Origin of the sequence: Pseudomonas sp. NFX5 (assembly GCF_049132125.1) — a bacterium.
Taxonomy (GTDB): Bacteria; Pseudomonadota; Gammaproteobacteria; order Pseudomonadales; family Pseudomonadaceae; genus Aquipseudomonas; species Aquipseudomonas marginalis.
Map to the genome: position 1 here is coordinate 282,082 of NZ_JAFMZG010000035.1, position 18,435 is coordinate 300,516.

The following is an 18,435-nucleotide window of genomic DNA, read 5'->3' on the forward strand; positions in this document are numbered from 1 at the left end:
CCTACGTTAGAAGCAACGGTGGTCAGTTTGTCACTGAGCTCACCTTGGCGACCACGGCCCCGCGAGTTTCGACCCATCCTCCTCCAAGCACTTTGTAGAAGGTCACCAGGTTGGTCAGGCGCGACAACTGCGTGCCGATCAGGTCCTGTTGCGCGGTGTAGAGCGAACGTTGCGAGTCCAATACCGTGAGGTAACTGTCGATCCCCTGACTGAAGCGTGCCTGTGACAGCCGATAGCTTCTGGCGGTCGCATCTACCAGCGCTTGCTGTGCATCAAGCTGGCGCCCCAGTGTGCCGCGTTGCGCGAGCGCATCGCTGACTTCGCGAAACGCCGTTTGAATCGCCTTCTCGTAGTCCGCTACATAGATGTCTCGATCCGCCGTGGCGCTGGCCAGGTTGGCTTGGTTGGTACCGCCATCGAAGATCGGCAGCGAGAGTTGCGGCGCGAAACTCCAGGTTCCCGAGCCGCCTTTGAACATGTTCGACAAACTCGCGCTTGAAGTCCCCGCCGAAGCCGTGAGGGTAATGCTTGGGTAAAACGCCGCACGGGCGGCGCCGATGTAGGCATTGGCGGCCTTCAGGTCGCGCTCGGCCTTGAGTATGTCGGGGCGGCGTTGCAGAAGGTCCGAGGTCAAGCCGGGCGGGATGTTGGCCAAAGGGCTCGCTTCGGCTGTCGAGCGTTCGGGCAGGGTCTTGGGCAGCAGCGCGGCTGGCAGATCGGCACCGACTACCAGGCGCAATGCGTTCAGGTCCTCGGCGACTTGAGCGGTATATTTTTCCACATCGACGCGTGCCGTTTCGACGCTGGTCTGTGCCTGGCTCAGGGTGAGGGCGGAAGATGAACCCAGGTCGAACATGCGCTGGTCGAGTGCGTAGCTGTCTTGCTGGCTGGTGAGCGTATCGTGCGCCAGCTTGAGTCGGTCCTGGTCGGACGCCAGTGTGAGGTAGTCCGTGGCGACTTCCGCGATCAGGCTGATTTGAGTGCTTCGGCGATTCTCAGCCGTGGAGAAGTATTGCTCGAGTGCCTGCGCGCTGAGGCTGCGCAAGCGACCAAACAGGTCCAGTTCGTAGGCACTGAAGCCCAGCGTCGCGCTGTAGCTGTGCGTGACCATGGCCTGGCCCGTCTGGGATTGATCGGCCGGTGTGCGGCTGGCGCTGGAGCTGCCGCTGGCATCGACGCTGGGAAATAACGCCGCGTCTTGAACGCGGTAGGTGGCGCGAGCCTTTTCGATATTGAGCACCGCCACCCTCAGATCGCGGTTGTTGGCCAGGGCCAGCTCGATGACCTTTTGCAGGGACGGGTCGGTGAACACATCGCGCCAGCCCAGGTCAGCGACCGGCACGGTGGGCACTACGCCCTGGTCTTCGGGGAACGTCGCTGGGACGGGCGAGGGTGGAGGCTGGTAGGCCGGTATCAGGCTGCAACCGCTCAACAGAGCCCCCACTACCAGTACAGAACGTGTAAACCGTTGCATATCAGAGACCTTGTGCAGGGGCTGGTTGGGCAGGGGATTGCGTGGATGTCGGCGCAACGGTTTTTGGTTTGAACAGGCGCATCACCAGTACAAAAAACAGCGGAACAAAGACAATCGCCAGGAGCGTGCCGGAGAGCATGCCGCCGATCACTGCGCTGCCCAACGCGTGCTGTGCACCGGCCCCCGCGCCGCTGCCCAATACCATCGGTAACACGCCAAGAATGAATGCCAGGGACGTCATGAGTACCGGACGCAAGCGCATGCGCGCGGCTTCGAGTGCTGAATCCACCAGGCTCTGACCGCCGGCGTAGAGGTCTTTGGCGAACTCCACGATCAGGATGGCGTTTTTCGAGGCGAGGCCAATGGTGGTCAATATCCCGACCTGGAAGTACACGTCGTTCATTTTCCACGTCAGGATTGCGCCGACCAGGGCCCCCAGCACCCCCAGCGGTACTACCAGCACCACTGACAATGGAATCGCCCAGCTCTCATACAGTGCGGCCAGGCACAGGAACACGAACAGGATCGACAGGCTGTACAGCAAGCCGGTCTGGCCGGTCGAGGCTTTTTCCTGGCGCGACAGGCCAGTCCATTCGTAGCCGATGCCGGTCGGCAACTTGGCAACGGCGTCTTGCACGATCGCCAGTGCTTCGCCGCTGGACGCGGCTCCAGGCATGGCCATGCCCAATATCTCTACGGACGGGACGCCGTTATAGCGTTCAAGCCGAGGCGACCCCGAGGCCCACACCGCCTTTGAAAAGGCAGAGAAGGGCACCATGCCGCTGTCACTGTTGCGGATGTACCAGCGATTGATGTCATCGGGGAGCATGCGGTAGGTGGCATCCGCCTGCAGCATGACCTTTTTGACCCTGCCCTTGTCGATGAAGTCATTGACGTAACTGCTGCCCCAGGCAGCCGAGAAATTGTCATTGATATCGGCGATCGACACACCCAGTGCCTGGGCCTTGTCCGGGTCAATCTCGAGCTGCAGTTCAGGCGCGTCTTCCTGGCCGTTGGGCCGCACCGCCACCAGGCGCTTGTCTTTTGCGAGCTCGGCGAGCAGTTGGTTACGCGCACTCATCAAGGCTGCGTGGCCAAGGTTGGCGCGGTCTTGCAGCATCAGGTCGAAGCCGGTGGCATTGCCCAACTCCGCCACGGCCGGCGGGGCGAACGCAAATACCCGTGCGTCCCTGAGCGTCGAAAAGTAAGCCATGGCTTTGCTGGACACACCAGACACACTGAGCGCGTCACCCTTGCGCTCATCCCAGGGCCTGAGTTTGACGAACGCCAGGCCGGTGTTCTGGCCACTGCCGGCAAAGCTGAAGCCGGACACTGTGAACACGCCGGAGACCGCATCTTTCTGATCGACCAGGAAGTGTTGCTCGACCTGATGAATGACTTCATCGGTACGCGCGCCTGTCGCACCGGGTGGCAATTGCACCAGTACGAACAGGGTGCCCTGGTCTTCATCGGGCAGGAAGCCGACCGGCAACTTCATGAAGCCGAAGACCACCGCGCCCAGCACCACGGCGTACACCAGCATGTACCGCCAACCCTTGCCCACGATGTGGCGCACGATGCCTTGGTAGCCAAGGTTGCCTCGGTCAAACGAACGGTTGAACCAGCCGAAGAAACCGGTGGTAGCAGCGCCATGGCCTTGCTCAATGGGTTTGAGTAACGTTGCGCACAGGGCGGGTGTGAGCACCAGCGCTACCAGTACCGACAGCGTCATGGCCGAGACGATGGTGATGGAAAACTGTCGGTAGATCACGCCGCTGGAACCACTGAAAAACGCCATCGGCACAAATACGGCGGCCAGCACCAGGGCGACGCCCACCAAGGCTCCGGTGATCTGGCCCATTGACTTGCGAGTGGCCTCCTTCGGCGATAGCCCTTCCTGGGCCATGATCCGTTCGACGTTTTCCACCACGACAATGGCATCGTCCACCAGCAAACCGATGGCCAGTACCATGGCAAACATGGTCAGCGTATTGATCGTGAAACCGAACGTCGCGAGCACGCCGAAGGTGCCGAGCAGCACCACAGGTACAGCTATCGTCGGAATCAACGTGGCCCTGAAGTTTTGCAGGAACAGGTACATCACCAGGAAAACCAGTGCCACGGCTTCAACCAGGGTACGTACGACCTCCTCGATCGAAATACGCACGAAGGGCGTGGTGTCATAGGGCTTTTGCACGGCCATGCCGGGCGGGAAGAATTGCTCAAGCTCTGCTACCCGGGCGTCTATCGCCTTGACGGTGTCCAGGGCGTTGGCACCCGCGGCGAGCTTGATAGCCAGGCCCGCAGCGGGTTTGGCGTTGTAACGTCCGGCACTGGTGTAGCTTTCACTGCCCAGTTCTATGCGCGCAACGTCACGCAGGCGCACCTGAGAGCCATCAGTCTGGGTGCGCAGCAGGATGTCTTCGAATTCTTTCGCCGTTCTCAGGCGGGTCTGCGAGGTGATCGTCGCGTTGATCTGCTGGTTGCTGGTAGCGGGGAGGGCGCCCAACTGCCCGGCGGAGACCTGGACGTTCTGCGCCTGGATCGCGGTTTTCACATCGGTTGGCGTAAGGCTGAAGTTGGCCAACTGGTCGGGGTTGAGCCAGATGCGCATGGCGTACTGTGAGCCAAACAGCGTGGTGTCGCCCACCCCTTCAACCCGACTGATCGCATCCTGCACGTTGGCGGCCACGTAGTCCGAGAGGTCGGAGCCGCTCATGCTGCCGTCCTCGGAAGTAAACGCCAGGACATTGAGGAAGTTCGTCGCTGACTTTGTCACCGTCAGGCCCTGGTTCTGCACCTCTTGCGGCAACAGCGGTGTTGCCAGCGCGAGCTTGTTCTGAACCTGCACCTGCGCGGTATCGGGGTTGGTGCCGTTCTCGAACGTGAGTGTGATGGTGGCCGAACCGGAGGACTCACTGGTGGATGACATGTAGCTCAACCGGTCCAGCCCCTTCATCTTCTGCTCGATGATCTGGGTGACCGTGTCTTCCAGTGTCTTGGCCGACGCGCCGGGATAGGTGGCAGTAATTGCCACGGCGGGAGGCGCGATATCCGGGTACTGCGCGATCGGCAGCGTGAGGATCGAAAGGATGCCGGCCAGCATCACGAGAATAGCCAGCACCCATGCGAACACCGGGCGATCAATAAAAAAACGTGCCATGAGTAGCTCTCTCGCAGGTCAGTTTGACGCGGTGGCCTTGATGGCTGGCGCAGGGGGGGCAACGTGGGAGGCGTCGTCAGTCGGTTTGGTTACCCACGGTGTGACATTCACCTCCAGGCCCGGCGCGGCGTTTTGCTGGCCGTCGACTACAAGCTGGTCCCCCGGCTCAAGTCCGGCCTGCACCAACCACTGATCGCCTACTGCCCGCTCGGTCTGTAGTGGTCGACGCTGCAGTTTTTTCTCGCTGTCGACGACATAGGCGAACGGCTTGCCCGCACCATCCCTGGAGACCGCTTGCTGGGGCACCAACAGGGCGTTTTCCTTGACGGCCTCCTGCAGTATCGCGCGCACATACATGCCGGGCAGCAGGTCGCCGTCGGGGTTGGGAAATACCGCCCGCAAGGTGATCGTGCCGGTGTTCTGGTCCACGGTGACATCCGAGAATTCCAGGGTGCCCTCGTGCGGATAAGCGCTGCCATCTTCAAGCAGCAATTGCACCTTGGCCGAGTTGGCGCCGCTCTTTTGCAGTTCGCCTCGGGCCATCGCGTGTTTGAGTTGCAGCAGCGCGGTGCTGGATTGGGAGAGGTCGACGTACAGGGGATCCAGCTGTTGGACCGTCGCCAGTTCCGTGGTCTGGCTGGCGGTAACCAGTGTGCCGGGGGTGACGCTCGACTTGCCGATGCGCCCGGAGATCGGTGAATCCACACGGGCGTAAGACAGATTGATACGGCTGCTTTCAACGTCAGCCTTGGCTGATGCTACCTGGGCTTCGTCCTCGCCGAGGGAGGCGCTTGCATCATCGTAGTCCTGTTGGCTGACCGCCTGGATGGCCAGCAATTGCTTATAGCGTTCAGCCTTGAGCCGCGCAGTCTTGAGGGTTGCTTGCGCTTTGGCGAGCGCTGCTAGATTGCTGTCGTGGGTGGCCTTGTAGGTGGCCGGGTCGATTTGATACAGCGCCTGGCCTGCAGTGACATCGCTGCCTTCCTTGAACAGGCGAGTCTTGATGATCCCGGCAACTTGCGGGCGTACCTGCGCGACCAGGTACGCTGAGGTGCGGCCGGGGAGTTGTGTCGTCAGCGCCAGATGCCGGGGTTGCACGGTGATCACCCCCACGGTCGGTTTGCCCTGTGCAGGTGGAGGACCACCCGGCGGCTTGCCGCAGGCGGTGAGAAAGCAAGCAGCAGTACAGGCTGCGAAGAAGCTTAAGAAGTAAGTCAGGGGCGGGCGCAAGGCATTCTCCAGGGCGGGAAGGAGGAAGCGGATTAGTTATTTAAATACCGTACCGTACGGTAATGTATTGAGGTAAATTTGCGCCGTCAACCGGGATGAACGCCCCTGGGGTATCATCCGGGCGTTTGTGGAAGCAGTGGAGCAAGGGTTATGCGAGTCAAGACTGAAGCCAAACGCGAGTCCATCGTCGAGGCTGCAGCGCAGGTTTTTCTGGAGTTCGGCTTTGATGGTGCGTCCATGACGCAGATCGCCACGCGAGTGGGCGGATCAAAGGGGACGTTGTACGGGTACTTCAGCAGTAAGGAGGAGTTGTTTGTCGAGGTCATGCATGGCATGGCCAAGCGTTTCCTGGAGCCCATCTTCGAAGCGTTGCAGAAGGACCATGATGACTTGCGGCATGCATTGCAGCAGTTCGGCGAGCGCACCCTGGCCGTGTTGTGCCTGGAAGCTTCCATTCAGGCACGCCGCGCGATCATCGCGCAGTCGGGTCGCAGTGACATCGGCTTGCGGTTCTACGAGCGGGGCCCGAAAAAAGGCATGCGCGAAGTGGCCAGTTTCCTGACACGCCGGATCGAGGCGGGCCAGCTCAGGCCGTGCGACCCGGAGGTCGCAGCCTGCCACCTGATGGCACTGTTGGATTCGGAGACCGTCACTCCTTGTCTGTTGGGCGTCAACCGCAAGCCTTCGACCGCCCATATACGAGCAGCGGTAAGTCGTGCGCTGGATACCTTTCTGGCGGGCTATGCGCTCGGGCCTCACAGCGTTGTCCCCTAGGGAAACGCGGCCTGGCTCATTGGGCGGCGCTGGCCGTTTCACGGTAGAGCCTGGGCGGCATGCCGAATGCTGCCTTGAAATGGCGACTGAAGTGAGCGCTGCTGCCATAGCCCCAGGCGTAAGCAATGTCGGTGAGCGAGCGATGGCTGAGGTCACGGTTGCGTAGGTCTTGCGCGCAGCGCGCCACGCGGCGTTGCCAGATGTACTCGCTGACACTGCAACCGAATTCGTCCTGGAATGCCCGATGCAGACTGCGCACGGAGCAGTGTTCGGCAAACGCGATGCGCTCGATGCTCAGGTCGCGGTCGGCCAGGTGAAGTTCGATATAGCGCTTGAGGCGGTTCTGCTTGTAGTGACGGAAGTCGTGTTCGAGCTTCTTCTCTTCCTGCTTGTTGCCCAGCGCATTGTTCAAAAGCCCGACGATACTGTCGCCGATCAGCGCCGCCGACTGGCTGTTCAGCAGCGGATATTGGCTGTAGGCGTCAACGATAAGGTGCATCAACATCCGCCCAAGCCCGTTGCGTGCGCTGATATGCAGGTCGTCAGCGTCCAGTGCCTGCCCGGCGCCTTCGTTGAACAACAGGATGAAGTGCTCACAGCCTTGTGGGCTGCTGACGTTGAATGGTTGGGCGCAGTCTACCACCAGCAACTCGTCGGGCGCCAAGGCGTTGCTGTGCTTGCCTTGCTGGAAATGACTGACGCCGGCGGTTTGCAGAATCAACATGCGTGACGTATCGGGTGCCTCGACTGCTTTGCTCAGGTGACGGGAGTAGCGGTGCGCGCTGGCGGTCATGCGGCAAAAACGCAGTTTTCCAAGATCGCCGTATTCCAGGCGGCCCTGGAAATCGGCATCGTGCAAAGGTTCGATGTAGGTGGACTCGAGGCGCTTGATGTACTCCGGCGTGCGGCCGAGGTTGTCACTCATAAACTCCTTCCACTTCATCAGGCGGTCGGAGCGCATCACTTGATCGGTAGAAACGCAGGCTAGATTGCTCATGGTTCGCCTCTTTTTATTGTTATGGGGTGGGCCACACCGGGTGGGCCCACCCTGTTTCCTAGAAGGGGTAGTGGTGGCTCCCGGCTTGCCAGGTCACCCAGTGCGCACGGGTGAATTCATCCAGGGCATAGTGACCGTTGAAGCGTCCCAGCCCGGAGTTCTTTTCGCCGCCGAACGGGGCATTGGGCTGGTCGTCCACAGTGATGTCGTTAATGTGCGTCATCCCAGCCACGATGCCACGGGAAAAATTCAGCGCGCGGGCCATATCTTTACTGAACACGGCGCTGGACAGCCCATATTCGCTGGCGTTGGCCAGGGTCAGGGCATGTGCCTCATTGTCGGCGATCAATATTGGCAGCAAGGGCCCGAAGGTTTCATCGTGCGCCAGTTCGTGGTCGAAAGGGACATCCCCGTATACATGGGGCGGCAGCACCAGCCCGGACGCCGGGCCACCGTGCAGTTTCTTCAGGCTCGCGCTGTCGGCGGCATTGACCTTGCGCAGCAGGCCGTCCAACTGGCTGCGGTTGATCACCGGGCCAATCACTGTATCGGCGAGGTTAGGGTTGCCGGTTTTCAAGTTGCGCACGCGCTCCACCACCAACGCGCTGAAGTCGGCGTAGAGCGAACGGTCCACAATCACCCGGTTGACGCTCATGCAGATCTGGCCCTGATGCAGGAAGCGTCCGACCACTGCTGCATGCGCGGCAAGGTCGATATCCGCATCATCGAGCACCACCAGCGGCGCGTTGCCGCCAAGCTCCAGGGCGACCCGCTTGATGTACTGGCCGCCGGTGGCGATGCGCCCGACATTGCGCCCGACATCGGTAGACCCGGTAAATGAGATCAGGCTGGGAACGGGGTGCCCCACAAAGGCATCGCCGATTTCCGAGCCGGCGCCGACCACTACATTGAGCGTGCCCTCGGGAAAACCCGCTTCTTCGAACAGGTGCGCAATCAGCAGGCCGCCGGTCACGGCCGTGTCGCTGGCCGGTTTAAGGACCACCGTATTGCCCAGTGCCAACGCCGGAACCACCGAACGCATGCTCAAGTACAGGGGGAAGTTCCAGGGGCTGATGACCCCAATCACCCCGAGCGGCTCACGGAACACGAAGCTTTGTTCGCCGGGCTTGTAGCTGCTCAGGATGCGCCCCTCCACCTGCATGGGCAGCGCAATGCATTCACGCACCAGGTTCAGGGTGAATTGCCACTCCATGGTCGCCTTGATACGGGTACTGCCGGACTCGCGAATCAGCCAGTCGATGATCTCTTCGCGGCGTTGCTGGATGACGTGAGCGAGCTTTTCCAGCTGGGCGCCCCGTGTGGTTGGATGCAACTGCGCCCACGGGGTTTGTGCGCGTTGTGCTGCTGCGTAGGCCGCGTCGAGGTCGGCAACGCTGGCCAGGGGCATTTCGAGCAATGTCTCGCCATTGAAAGGATTGCGATCGTCCAGCCGTGCTGAGGAACGACCGGTGTGCCAGGTGCCGTCGATGAACTGGTCGCCATTGAGGGCGTAAGGGGTTGGGCGTTGGGCAGTCATGGTTTTACCTTTGGGTCAGTGGGGCACGTGGTTTCAGAGCGAGACGGGCTCAGGTTCTGATCCACGCGCGGCCCCAGGAATTGAGGGTGTGTTCTTCTTGCGGCCAAGTGCCAGGAGGGTCGCTCGCTTCGGTGATTTGCAGCTCCGCCGAGAACTCCAGCCGGTTGCGATCGGCATCCACCACCATGAAGAACAGGTTGTCGCCCGGCCCATGACGACCGGGGCCAAAGAAAATGCTGATGCGCTCCTTGGCAAAGCGATCACCCCAGTCTCGAATGTCATTCCATTCATTGGTTTCGTAACAGTGATGATCCCACTCGTTTTTCGAGCCGCGGAAGAACGCCAGCGAATGGTGCTCATCGTCCGAACGCAGGAAGCACACCATCAACAGGCCGCTCTGTTGGTCGACCACGCTGTCGGACACCGTGAAGCCAACGGTGTTGACGTAGAACTCAATCATCGCTTCCAGCTCGGTGGTCTGGAACACCACATGCTGCAGGCGGCCGGGCATGCCGGGTGGGGTGGCATGGGTGTGTGCCTGGGATACGCCAAAAATCGTCTGGCGACCTTGAGGATCGCGTATTGCAAAGGCGCCCGGGGCGAGCAGTGGCGAGCTGATGTCTTCGGTGGTGCAGTTGCGCTCGCGCAGGCGGCGGTACAGCATGGCGAGTTTCTCTGGGCATGCCAGGTCATACGCCGCCGCCAGCAGGCCGCTGTGCTCGGCCGGGGAGAGCAGCATGGCGCGATTAGGTCCCCTGAGTAGCCAGTGGCCGTCGGCTTGAGGCTGGCCCTGCATGTCCATCATGCGTTGATAGAAGTCGATCTGCCGTTGCGGGTCTTTGCTCGCCAGGTGCAAGTAGCACAGGCGAGCCGGGGTGGACGTTTGCAATGTGTTCATACGCACCTCTCGAGCGTAACGGGCGTTGTGATGGACGGTCGGGGCGTGTGATCGCCCGCGGGCACGGCACCCAGCAAGGACTGCAAGGCCTCGGCAGTGATTGTCTCGGTGGCGCTGTGGAAAATCGCGGCGATGTAGCGATCAGGCCGCAGCAGGAAGAAGCTGGCGCTGGCGCCGAGCAATGCCTCGAGCGCCCCGGCGTGATCGTGCAATACCGTGCAGCCCGGCAGGGCAGGCGGCTTGCTGACGGAACCTGGCAGGACCAGAATCCGCTTCACCTCCAAGTGCGCCCAGAGCGGGTGTTGCAATTGATCCAGGCGTTCGCGATGAGGGTCTCCGTATTGGACCAGGGCGAAACCTGCACCGATGTAATCGTCGAGCAGACGTTCAGTGCCCTGGCTGTCGGTGAGGCTGGGCTGGGGGAACATCTGCCCGCTGCGCACGCCGCCCGCGGCACCGGCGGTGAGCACCAGGCCTTGGCGCAGCCGTGGTTTTGGCTTGAAGCGCATCTGCAGGAAGTAGTCACGCAGCGGCGGTACCCGCCCGATCAGCGAGAATGCACCACTGATCAATCGCGCCCGCAGCACGGTAGCGGGCGCCATCACCACCCCGAGGTTCAGCGCGAGCTTGATCAATGCCCACGCGTGATCGCGGCGCTCGCTTTCGTAGGTGAGCAAAACGGCCGGGGCCATTTTCCCGGTCAGTACGCCGATCAGTTTCCAGGCCAGGTTATGGGCATCGCGCACGCCGCTGTTCATGCCTTGTCCGGCATAGGGCGGCGTGAGGTGTGCCGCGTCACCGGCGAGCAACACACGGTTGACTTGCCAGCGTTCGGCGATGCGGGCGTGAAAGGTGTACACGGTTTTACGCACGATGGAGAGCGGTGCATCGCCCTTGAACGGGCGTAGTAAAGCTTGCAATCGCGCTTGGCTGAGCATCTGCGCGTCGCTTTCGCCGTCCTTGAGCATGAACTCGAAGCGCCGCGTGCGATGCGGGCCGGGGACCTCGACGATCGGGCGGCGCGCATCGCAGTACACGCGGGTTTGCCAGAACGGGTCATCGTCCTGATCGGTGTCCACCACCAGCCAGCGCGAGGCGAAGCTGGAGCCGACCATATTGATCCCAAGCTGTTTACGCACCGGGCTGCGCCCACCATCACAGGCGATCAGGTAGTCGGCCTGCACTTCCAGCAGTTCCTTGTTGGCGTCCACGACCAGCGCGCGCACGCCGTGCTCGTCCTGGGTGAACTCCAGCAGTTCGTGGCTGAAGCGTGCAGTCAGGCAAGCGAAACGCTGCAGGCCGGCCCTCAACGTGCTTTCGAACAGCGGTTGGCGGAACGCATTGCGCTTGGGAAAACCGTATAGCTTGCCGCTGGGTTCGACCTTGCCGAAGCACCGCCCGCCAGGGCGCGTAAAGTAATGCACGCCATAGCCGGCCACCACGTCCGCCAGCACCGCCTGGCTCAAGCCCATGGCCTGCATGGTGCGCAACGACTCATCGTCGATCGAGACCGCGCGAGGCTCGGTGACGGTGCCCGGTTTGCTGTCGATAATCCAGGCATCCACGCCGGCCTGGCCCAGCAGGTTGGCCAGGGTAAGCCCGGTAGGGCCGGCACCGACGATCAGGACACGGGTATTGATACTGTTCAGGGTTGTCATTGTTGTTCCCCTACGACTGCATCAGTCCAATGGCTTGGAGGATGGGTTGGCGCTGTGGGTCAGCGCGAGCATGTGCCGCGAGAGGGTGTGGGCCAGCGCGACCATCTGCTCACCCTGTTCCTGCTCCAGCGCCTTGTGCCGCTCGGCTGCCGGGCGCACGCAACTGAGGCTGCCCACCACCTTGCCGTCGCCGTCGAATATCGGTGCGGCCAGGCCGTACACGCCGGGGTCGACTTCGCCTGCACTGGCCACATAGCCCTGGCGCCGCAAGCGTTGCAGCGAGCGGCGGAAGTCTTCCCAGGTGGCGCCCAGGTTGCTGGCGCGCACCTCGTCAGGGTGCTCGAGAAACAGCTGGCTGTGCTGGCGGGCGTTCATGTGCGCAAGGATGGCTTTTGAGGTCGCGCCCATGAACAACGGCCGTGGCGAACCACGGGAATAGCTGACGGTGCTGGCCAATTCACCGCACTGGTGAACACACACCACTTGGTCCTTGAACAACCGGCAGATCAGCCAGACTTGTTGCTCACTCCAGCCTGGCAGGTTGGCCTCCAGCTGCTGAGCGGCGCGTACCAGCGGGTCGCTGAGCCGCAGTTGACGGTCCCAGGTAATGATCCTGGCTCCCAGTGCATAGCGCCCGGCCTCGACCTGGAACAACAGATTGGTCTCGGCCAGTTCACGCACGTAGCGGTAGGCGGTGGAGCGGGTAAACCCCAGCGCGCTGACCATGTCGTCGACCGCCCAGATCGGCTGCGCCTCGGTAAACAGATCCAGCACGCGCAGCATGCGCTCCAGGCTGGAACCCTTGGTGTCGCGCTCTGGTGGTTGGGATGATTCATCGATCAGGGTCATGGTTTATTGCTCGTCGACGATGGTGTTACGCAGGGTGCCGATGCGCGAGATCTCCACTTCCACCACATCACCGGGCTGCATCCACACCGGCGGCTCGCGGAAGGCTCCAACCCCGCCGGTGGTGCCGCTGACAATCACGTCACCGGGGGCGAGTTCGGTGAAGGTGGAGCAGTATTCGATCAGTGCGCCGACGTCGAAGATCATGTCGCGCGTGGACGTGTGCTGCATGACCTCGCCGTTGAGCCGGGTGGTCAATTCGAGGTTCTGCGGGTCGCTGATTTCGTCACGGGTGACCAGCCACGGGCCAAACCCGCCGGTGCTCGGGAAGTTCTTGCCGGGGACGAATTGAAGGGTGTGCTTTTGCCAATCGCGCACGCTGCCATCGTTGTAGCAGGCGTAGCCGGCGACGTAATCGAGGGCGTCGGCTTTGCGGATGTGGCGCGCGGTCTTGCCAATGATGATGGCGAGTTCGCCCTCGAAATCCAGCTTGTGCGAGACCGTCGGCCGCACGATGGGTTGCAGGTGAGCGGTCTGGCTGTCGGCAAATCGCGTGAAAATCATTGGGTAAACCGGCATGTCACGCCCGGTTTCGCGCACGTGGGTCGCGTAGTTGATGCCGATGCACAGCACCTTGCCGGGGTTTGGAATGACCGGCAGCAGCGTCACGCCGGCCAGTGCCCGGCGCGGCAGGCTCGACACCTGCTCATCGCTCACCGACCCCAGGCGCCCGAGGGCAAGCGCCTGCTTGAGATCCGCGCCGAGGGTATTTTTCATCGATTCCAGATCAGCCACCTGGTCGCCTTCGACGATGCCATAGGTGGGACGGCCTTCAACGGTGAAGCTTGCAAGTTTCATTCGATAGTCCTTGTTGGCGAGGGAAGCGTGGACAGAATTTCACTCTATTCGCGCTTAAAAATCCTGTAAAGCGGGATTTTTCTTAAATCCCAAATTGCAGGAAAAATGTATATTTTTTGCCTTCGCGCAGCCGCGTGCCTGCCTTCGGGAGCAGGCCATTCGGTGTGCTGGCGGTCGGGTCTAGCCCAGGGTTATCCCTGTGCCCAGCAGCCGTGCAGGGACATGCGCATCCGTAACGGAACCTTGATCCGCGCAATGGGCCCGCTGGCCATGTCTCGCGAATCCAGGATCACCAGTTCGCTGCGCGCCTGGTCCAGCACATTCAGCAGTGCGACCACGTAACCGTCGGCCTCTTCGGCATCCGCGGAACGAGGGATGAATATGGGCTCCTGGAAGCAACTGTTGTCCCCTGGGAACCAGGCGTCGGTGCTGCCCGTCTTGAGGTTCAGATGGGCCAACTGGTTGAAAAACTGAAAGGGCATGGGTCCGTTTGCGGGGTTGTAGGGCAGTGTCGGATCAAAAGCGAGCACAAAGCCGTGTTCGTACGGGCGACCCAGATAGCGCTCATCGCAGCGGGGAAACTCACACATGTAGTCGGTCAACGGTTGCGGCTCGACGTCATCCCGCGCGTCGTTCAGATCAAACGTCCAGCGCATCAGGCTCGAAGGCAGGTCCTCGGGGGCGGGCACCGCACCGTCCGCCTGGGGGAAGAAATAAAACACGTTGCCGCCAGTAACCGGCATGTCCACGTACACTTTGCCGTCTTGATCGAAGGCATTGAGGGTGTGGCCTTGAAAGCTGTCCTTGGGTCCTTTGAACCAGCGGATAGCCTGCGCGTTGCCATTGCGCGGCAGCACGGCAAACAACTGCGGCAGATCAGGTTGCCACTGAAAATGCGGCCCGCCGTTTTTCATGCGTTCTACATCGACGGTCAGCGGAATCAGTGGGAACACGACGTAGTGCTCGGTGACCGCAAAGTCATGCACCATCGCCGCATAAGGTGCCTGGAACCAGATCTCTTTGAGCAGATTGCCGTCGGGTGAGAGTTCGAAATACGCCATATCCGGCGTGCCGTCACCTTTGGCTTCATAACTGAAGGCCAGCAGGTTGCCGGTGACGGGGTCGATCTTGGGGTGGGCGGTAAAGGTCGCCGACTTGATTTGCCCGGCAAAATCCCATTCGCCCAGGGTTTCCAGGGTTTGCAGGTCCATGGCCCAGGGCAGGGCGTCCTCCTTGAGTGCGAGCAGCCTGCCGTTGTGAGGGATCACCGACGTATTGGCGGTGGTGTTTTTTTTGGCCGCCAGTGGGTCATTGGTGTACGCGTTTCGATAGACGCCATTGAGGGAGCGGCCTTCACGGCGCTGCGCGAGCAAGCGATCGGTCTGCACGTAGCGTCGCCGCAGGGACACCTTGCCGTCAGCAAAATAGAAACCGCTGACTATCCCGTCACCGTTGAAAAACATATCGCTGCCCAGCATGGGCGGGTATTGCGGGTCGGGGGCCACCTGATAGAAGACGCCTAGGATGGACGCGGGAAGGGTGCCTTCGACCTCAAGGTCCAGCACCTCGGCTTCGACACGACTGGGGCTATACAGCGCCCCGGAAAATTCAGGGGTTTGCGGGAATCGGGTACTCATGGCTACGACCTCATGTGCGCAGTATTTATTTATCGAGCAGGCCGGCGGGCAGCGCAGGCGCGTCGGGTGTTGAAGGGCCGGACGCGCGGCGAAAACGGGCAACCATCCAGCAGGAGATGACCAGGGCGACGATATACGCCGAGGCCGCCAGCCAGCCGACCGCACGGAAGTGTCCGTCACCGACGACCAGGGCCGCGCCAAACGGGCCGAGGCCCTGGCCCACGAAGATCGCAGCATTGCCCAGGCCTGCGAGTCGGCCGCTCGCGTCCAACTCGGCCGCCATCGAGAGCAGGTAGGGAAGGCTGAAGAACCAGACCATATGGATCAGGCATGCCGTGGTGGCGAACGCCATGGGGCTGTCGCCGTAGACCATGATCAGCGTGGCCATCACCGCCGTGCCGAACCCCAGCAACTGCGGAAACAGCAGCCCCAGGCGTCGCCCGATAAGGCCCGCCAGCGCAGCACCGAGTGCCCCGGCAAGAATACTGCCACCCAGGATGGCGCCGATCTGCTGGGGCTCCAGGCCGATACTTTTGCCGATGCGCTCCTGATACACCCACAGCGCAGAATGGCCAAAAAACAACAGCGCAAACAGCCCGATCAACAAGAGTGACGTCAGGCCGAACGGCTGGGCCAGCCGCGCCGGCGCACCGTCGGCGGGGGTGTACTGCGCAGGCACGCGCCCGCAGCCGAGCAGGGCCAAGGCACTGGCGCCGGCCAGCAGGTAAAACGCGCCGTTGACGCCAAAGGCCATGAGCACCGCTGGCATCGAGGTCACCAGCAACATGCCCCAGAACAGATTGCCGATATTGATCACCGCGAACGTCGCGTCCTTGGCTGTGCGCAGTGCCGCCGAGGCATACACCACCGCCATCACCGCGCCGCCGCTGGCGCCAGAGACGATGCGGCACAGCAGCAGCGATGTTTCGCTGTGGAACCGGGTACTCGCCAGATTGGCGCAGACCAGCACCAGCAAGGCGAGCTGCGCCACCCAGCGGCGATTGACGCGGGTCATCAACAGGGCAAACACCCCGCAGGTGAGCGCCATGGCAATCAGTTCGCCTGCGAAAATCCTACCGATGGCATTGAGCGGGATACCGAGCTGATCGATAAAAGCCCCGCCCAGAATCGGTTGAATCTGCAAGGTGCCAAGGGACGTGACCATCATCAGGCAAATAGCCGCCAGGGATGTTTTGCTGTCGATGCCAGCGGATGCATTCATGAATGCAGTACCTCTATAGGGTGAGCGAGCGCTTGTCGGTCAGAAGGTGTGGGCGTAACGAACCTGCACGGCATAGTCCTGCCGGGAGCGGTTCTCGACACCGGTTTCCTTGTAAGTGTTGAGCCAGAAGCCTTGGCCTTCACTGATTTTCCAGAACATGCCGGGGCCTATGCCCAGCACTTTTTCCCGCGAGTCGCTCAGCCGGTCGCCGTTGATCTGGTCGTCGGTGATCTGCCGGAAGTAATAGCCGTTGATCCCCACCGACACGTTGGGGATGACTTCATAGGACGCCGTGAAGTTGGCCCAGGCCGACTGCCCGGCGCGGCTGTCGCTCACCGGTTTGCCCTCGAAGGAATCCTGCGAACTGCTGGCCGGGTCGCGGTTCTTGAAGTTGTACAGGTAATGCAGGCGCCAACTGACTTCCCAGCGCGGTGCCGGCATCCAGGTTGCGGCCCAGTAGGGGTTCAGGGAGTAATAGTTCGACCCTGGGTTGAGGTCTTTGTGTTTGTCGTATTTACCGGTCGGCAGGATCGTGTCAAAGGCCACCCGCTGCACGAACACCGGGCGCCCGTGCGCATCGACGATAGGATCGAATTGGATCTGCGGCCCGACGGTGACATCGCCAAGCCCCGTGGCGTTGTCTTGCAGCGCCGGTCCATTACTGCCAAAGGTGGCATCCAGTGACACGACGGGTACCAGCAAGCTCCAGCCCAGGTGCGCGCCGCCGCCAATGGTGTCGGGCGAGTAGTAGCTGAGCTGGTTGATCAGCGTGATCACGTTGATTTTGGGATTGTCGAAGGCGCCGTTGGCCTTGCCGCTGTTGGTCCTGAGACTGCTGGCGGTGCTGAACTTCAAGTAGGTGAGATGGGACAGGCCGGGCGGCCCGGCAAAACCATCGTAGAAACTGGTGCCGCCGAGGTTGATGCCACTGGGCTCGGTCACCGAGGGCGCTGGCGGCCCATCGGCGGCGAATACAATTGACGAGGCGAAGCTGAGCACCAGGCACGCTGGCAAGTATTTGAGTGGGCTCATTGACGTGGCTCTATTATTGGAATTGTGAGCAGAGGGAACTCCCTCGCACAATCACCCTAAGCCAAACCCCGCCGGCGTACTTGCGCGGTACCGCCAGAGTTGACTGATAGCGCCACGGGGCTCGTTTTAACGCCGGCGCTGTCAACCCTCGTAGCGAAACCCACCCGACAACTTGCCCTTCAAATACCCCACCAACGCACTCACCGACTTCGGCACATGGGGCGAATATGGCCGAATCAGGTAGATCTCATCGGCAAACGCGCCCTTGAGTGTCCAGCCCTTGAGCACCTGTACCAGCTTGCCGCTGGCCAGCGCAGCGTGGGCGCTGAAGTCCGGGAGCAGGGCGATGCCCAAGTGGTTGAGCGCCGAATCACGCAGGGCTTCGCTGTTGTTGGTGGCGAAGCTGCCGGCGATGGGCACGGTGAGGCGTTCGACCTTTTTGCTGCCACGCTCGAAGGTCCAGGCGGGCTGGTCGGTGCCGCGCGGGTAGAACAGGCAGTTGTGCGCCGACAGGTCGCCGGGTTCGCGGGGTTCGCCGTGGCGTTGCAGGTAATCGCGGCTGGCGACCAGCACCGAACCGGTGTCGCACAGCTTCCAGGCCACATGGGTTTCCGGCACCTGGAAGCCGTGGCGCACGGCGAGGTCGTAGCCCTCGGCCGCCAGCGAACTCAGGGCATCCGAGACATCCAGCTGGATACGCACCTGCGGGTACTGCTGCAGGAATTCCGCCAAGTGCGGCACCAGCTGTTGCCGGGCGAATGCCACGGGGGCGGTCAAGCGCACCAGGCCACGAATCTCCCCGGCGGAATCGCGCACCGACGAGAAGCTGCGCGCGATTTGCTCATAGGCACCGCGCACTTCACGGGTCAGCGACAACCCGGCATCGGTCAAGCGCACGCTGCGCGTGGTGCGGGTCACCAGCCGTGTGCCGGTGGCTTTCTCGAGGTCGGAAATGCGCTGGCTGACCGCGGATTTACTCACCCCCAGGCGCGCAGCGGCGGCGGTGTAGGTGCCGTGTTCCTCCAGCACTGAGAGCCAGTGAATGTGGGTCCACAGCCCTTCGATCTCGGATTTTTCCATGGGTTTATTGTTCGCTTGTGAGGACAATC

The 18,435-nt window shown here is 61.7% G+C and carries 14 protein-coding genes; 1 reads left to right on the forward strand and 13 read right to left on the reverse strand.

All coding sequences use genetic code 11. The features are described from left to right. Positions 1-22 precede the first annotated feature (22 nt). Genes adeC through J1N02_RS25900 form a run of 3 tightly spaced genes read right to left on the reverse strand, consistent with a single transcriptional unit; the run spans position 23 to position 5,867 of the window. Positions 23-1,474, reverse strand: a complete 1,452-nt coding sequence (adeC, locus tag J1N02_RS25890; RefSeq protein ID WP_027603537.1) for an AdeC/AdeK/OprM family multidrug efflux complex outer membrane factor — start codon at positions 1,472-1,474, stop codon at positions 23-25. A gap of 1 nt (position 1,475) precedes the next feature. After that, a complete protein-coding gene (locus tag J1N02_RS25895; protein WP_108574585.1) occupies positions 1,476-4,637 on the reverse strand; it encodes an efflux RND transporter permease subunit in 3,162 nt (1,053 codons plus the stop codon). A gap of 18 nt (positions 4,638-4,655) precedes the next feature. After that, positions 4,656-5,867, reverse strand: coding sequence for an efflux RND transporter periplasmic adaptor subunit (locus J1N02_RS25900; RefSeq protein WP_092359146.1), 1,212 nt, complete (start codon positions 5,865-5,867; stop codon positions 4,656-4,658). 150 nt (positions 5,868-6,017) lie between these two features. On the opposite strand from J1N02_RS25900, the gene J1N02_RS25905 reads away from it, so the two are divergent. Beyond that, the gene (locus tag J1N02_RS25905; protein ID WP_027603540.1) at positions 6,018-6,641 is read left to right on the forward strand and encodes a TetR/AcrR family transcriptional regulator; all 624 of its coding nucleotides are present in this window, start codon (positions 6,018-6,020) and stop codon (positions 6,639-6,641) included. Between the two features lie 16 nt (positions 6,642-6,657). On the opposite strand, the gene J1N02_RS25910 is transcribed toward J1N02_RS25905, so the two are convergent. From J1N02_RS25910 to J1N02_RS25955, 10 genes are all read right to left on the reverse strand, one after another. Then, positions 6,658-7,638: a helix-turn-helix domain-containing protein gene (locus J1N02_RS25910; RefSeq protein ID WP_027603541.1), complete on the reverse strand. Its 981-nt coding sequence runs from the start codon at positions 7,636-7,638 to the stop codon at positions 6,658-6,660. Between the two features lie 58 nt (positions 7,639-7,696). Beyond that, entirely contained in the window at positions 7,697-9,175 is a 1,479-nt protein-coding gene (locus tag J1N02_RS25915) for an aldehyde dehydrogenase family protein (RefSeq protein WP_098479826.1), read from the reverse strand. Positions 9,176-9,224: 49 nt separating this feature from the next. Further along, a complete protein-coding gene (locus tag J1N02_RS25920; protein ID WP_027603543.1) occupies positions 9,225-10,073 on the reverse strand; it encodes a VOC family protein in 849 nt (282 codons plus the stop codon). After that, the gene (locus J1N02_RS25925) at positions 10,070-11,731 is read right to left on the reverse strand and encodes a bifunctional 3-(3-hydroxy-phenyl)propionate/3-hydroxycinnamic acid hydroxylase (protein WP_421147972.1); all 1,662 of its coding nucleotides are present in this window, start codon (positions 11,729-11,731) and stop codon (positions 10,070-10,072) included. The genes J1N02_RS25920 and J1N02_RS25925 overlap by 4 nt, the downstream gene beginning before the upstream one ends. 21 nt (positions 11,732-11,752) lie before the next feature. Beyond that, positions 11,753-12,580: an IclR family transcriptional regulator gene (locus J1N02_RS25930; RefSeq protein ID WP_027603545.1), complete on the reverse strand. Its 828-nt coding sequence runs from the start codon at positions 12,578-12,580 to the stop codon at positions 11,753-11,755. A 3-nt stretch (positions 12,581-12,583) separates the two neighbouring features. Then, positions 12,584-13,435, reverse strand: a complete 852-nt coding sequence (locus J1N02_RS25935) for a fumarylacetoacetate hydrolase family protein (RefSeq protein ID WP_027603546.1) — start codon at positions 13,433-13,435, stop codon at positions 12,584-12,586. A gap of 191 nt (positions 13,436-13,626) precedes the next feature. Continuing rightward, entirely contained in the window at positions 13,627-15,072 is a 1,446-nt protein-coding gene (locus J1N02_RS25940) for a carotenoid oxygenase family protein (protein WP_092359140.1), read from the reverse strand. Between the two features lie 25 nt (positions 15,073-15,097). Then, positions 15,098-16,294: an MFS transporter gene (locus J1N02_RS25945; RefSeq protein WP_027603548.1), complete on the reverse strand. Its 1,197-nt coding sequence runs from the start codon at positions 16,292-16,294 to the stop codon at positions 15,098-15,100. 39 nt (positions 16,295-16,333) lie between these two features. Beyond that, on the reverse strand, positions 16,334-17,326 hold the full coding sequence (locus J1N02_RS25950; RefSeq protein WP_092359137.1) for a SphA family protein: 993 nt from the start codon (positions 17,324-17,326) through the stop codon (positions 16,334-16,336). A gap of 141 nt (positions 17,327-17,467) precedes the next feature. After that, a complete protein-coding gene (locus J1N02_RS25955) occupies positions 17,468-18,406 on the reverse strand; it encodes a LysR family transcriptional regulator (RefSeq protein WP_027603550.1) in 939 nt (312 codons plus the stop codon). Positions 18,407-18,435 lie beyond the last annotated feature (29 nt).

Coding starts and splice junctions, on each gene's coding strand:
- J1N02_RS25940 (WP_092359140.1), bottom strand. CDS start 15,072: ATGAGTACCCGATTCCCGCAAACCCCTGAATTTTCCGGGGCGCTGTAT.
- J1N02_RS25930 (WP_027603545.1), bottom strand. CDS start 12,580: ATGACCCTGATCGATGAATCATCCCAACCACCAGAGCGCGACACCAAG.
- J1N02_RS25955 (WP_027603550.1), bottom strand. CDS start 18,406: ATGGAAAAATCCGAGATCGAAGGGCTGTGGACCCACATTCACTGGCTC.
- adeC (WP_027603537.1), bottom strand. CDS start 1,474: ATGCAACGGTTTACACGTTCTGTACTGGTAGTGGGGGCTCTGTTGAGC.
- J1N02_RS25915 (WP_098479826.1), bottom strand. CDS start 9,175: ATGACTGCCCAACGCCCAACCCCTTACGCCCTCAATGGCGACCAGTTC.
- J1N02_RS25925 (WP_421147972.1), bottom strand. CDS start 11,731: ATGACAACCCTGAACAGTATCAATACCCGTGTCCTGATCGTCGGTGCC.
- J1N02_RS25910 (WP_027603541.1), bottom strand. CDS start 7,638: ATGAGCAATCTAGCCTGCGTTTCTACCGATCAAGTGATGCGCTCCGAC.
- J1N02_RS25895 (WP_108574585.1), bottom strand. CDS start 4,637: ATGGCACGTTTTTTTATTGATCGCCCGGTGTTCGCATGGGTGCTGGCT.
- J1N02_RS25950 (WP_092359137.1), bottom strand. CDS start 17,326: ATGAGCCCACTCAAATACTTGCCAGCGTGCCTGGTGCTCAGCTTCGCC.
- J1N02_RS25945 (WP_027603548.1), bottom strand. CDS start 16,294: ATGAATGCATCCGCTGGCATCGACAGCAAAACATCCCTGGCGGCTATT.
- J1N02_RS25935 (WP_027603546.1), bottom strand. CDS start 13,435: ATGAAACTTGCAAGCTTCACCGTTGAAGGCCGTCCCACCTATGGCATC.
- J1N02_RS25905 (WP_027603540.1), top strand. CDS start 6,018: ATGCGAGTCAAGACTGAAGCCAAACGCGAGTCCATCGTCGAGGCTGCA.
- J1N02_RS25920 (WP_027603543.1), bottom strand. CDS start 10,073: ATGAACACATTGCAAACGTCCACCCCGGCTCGCCTGTGCTACTTGCAC.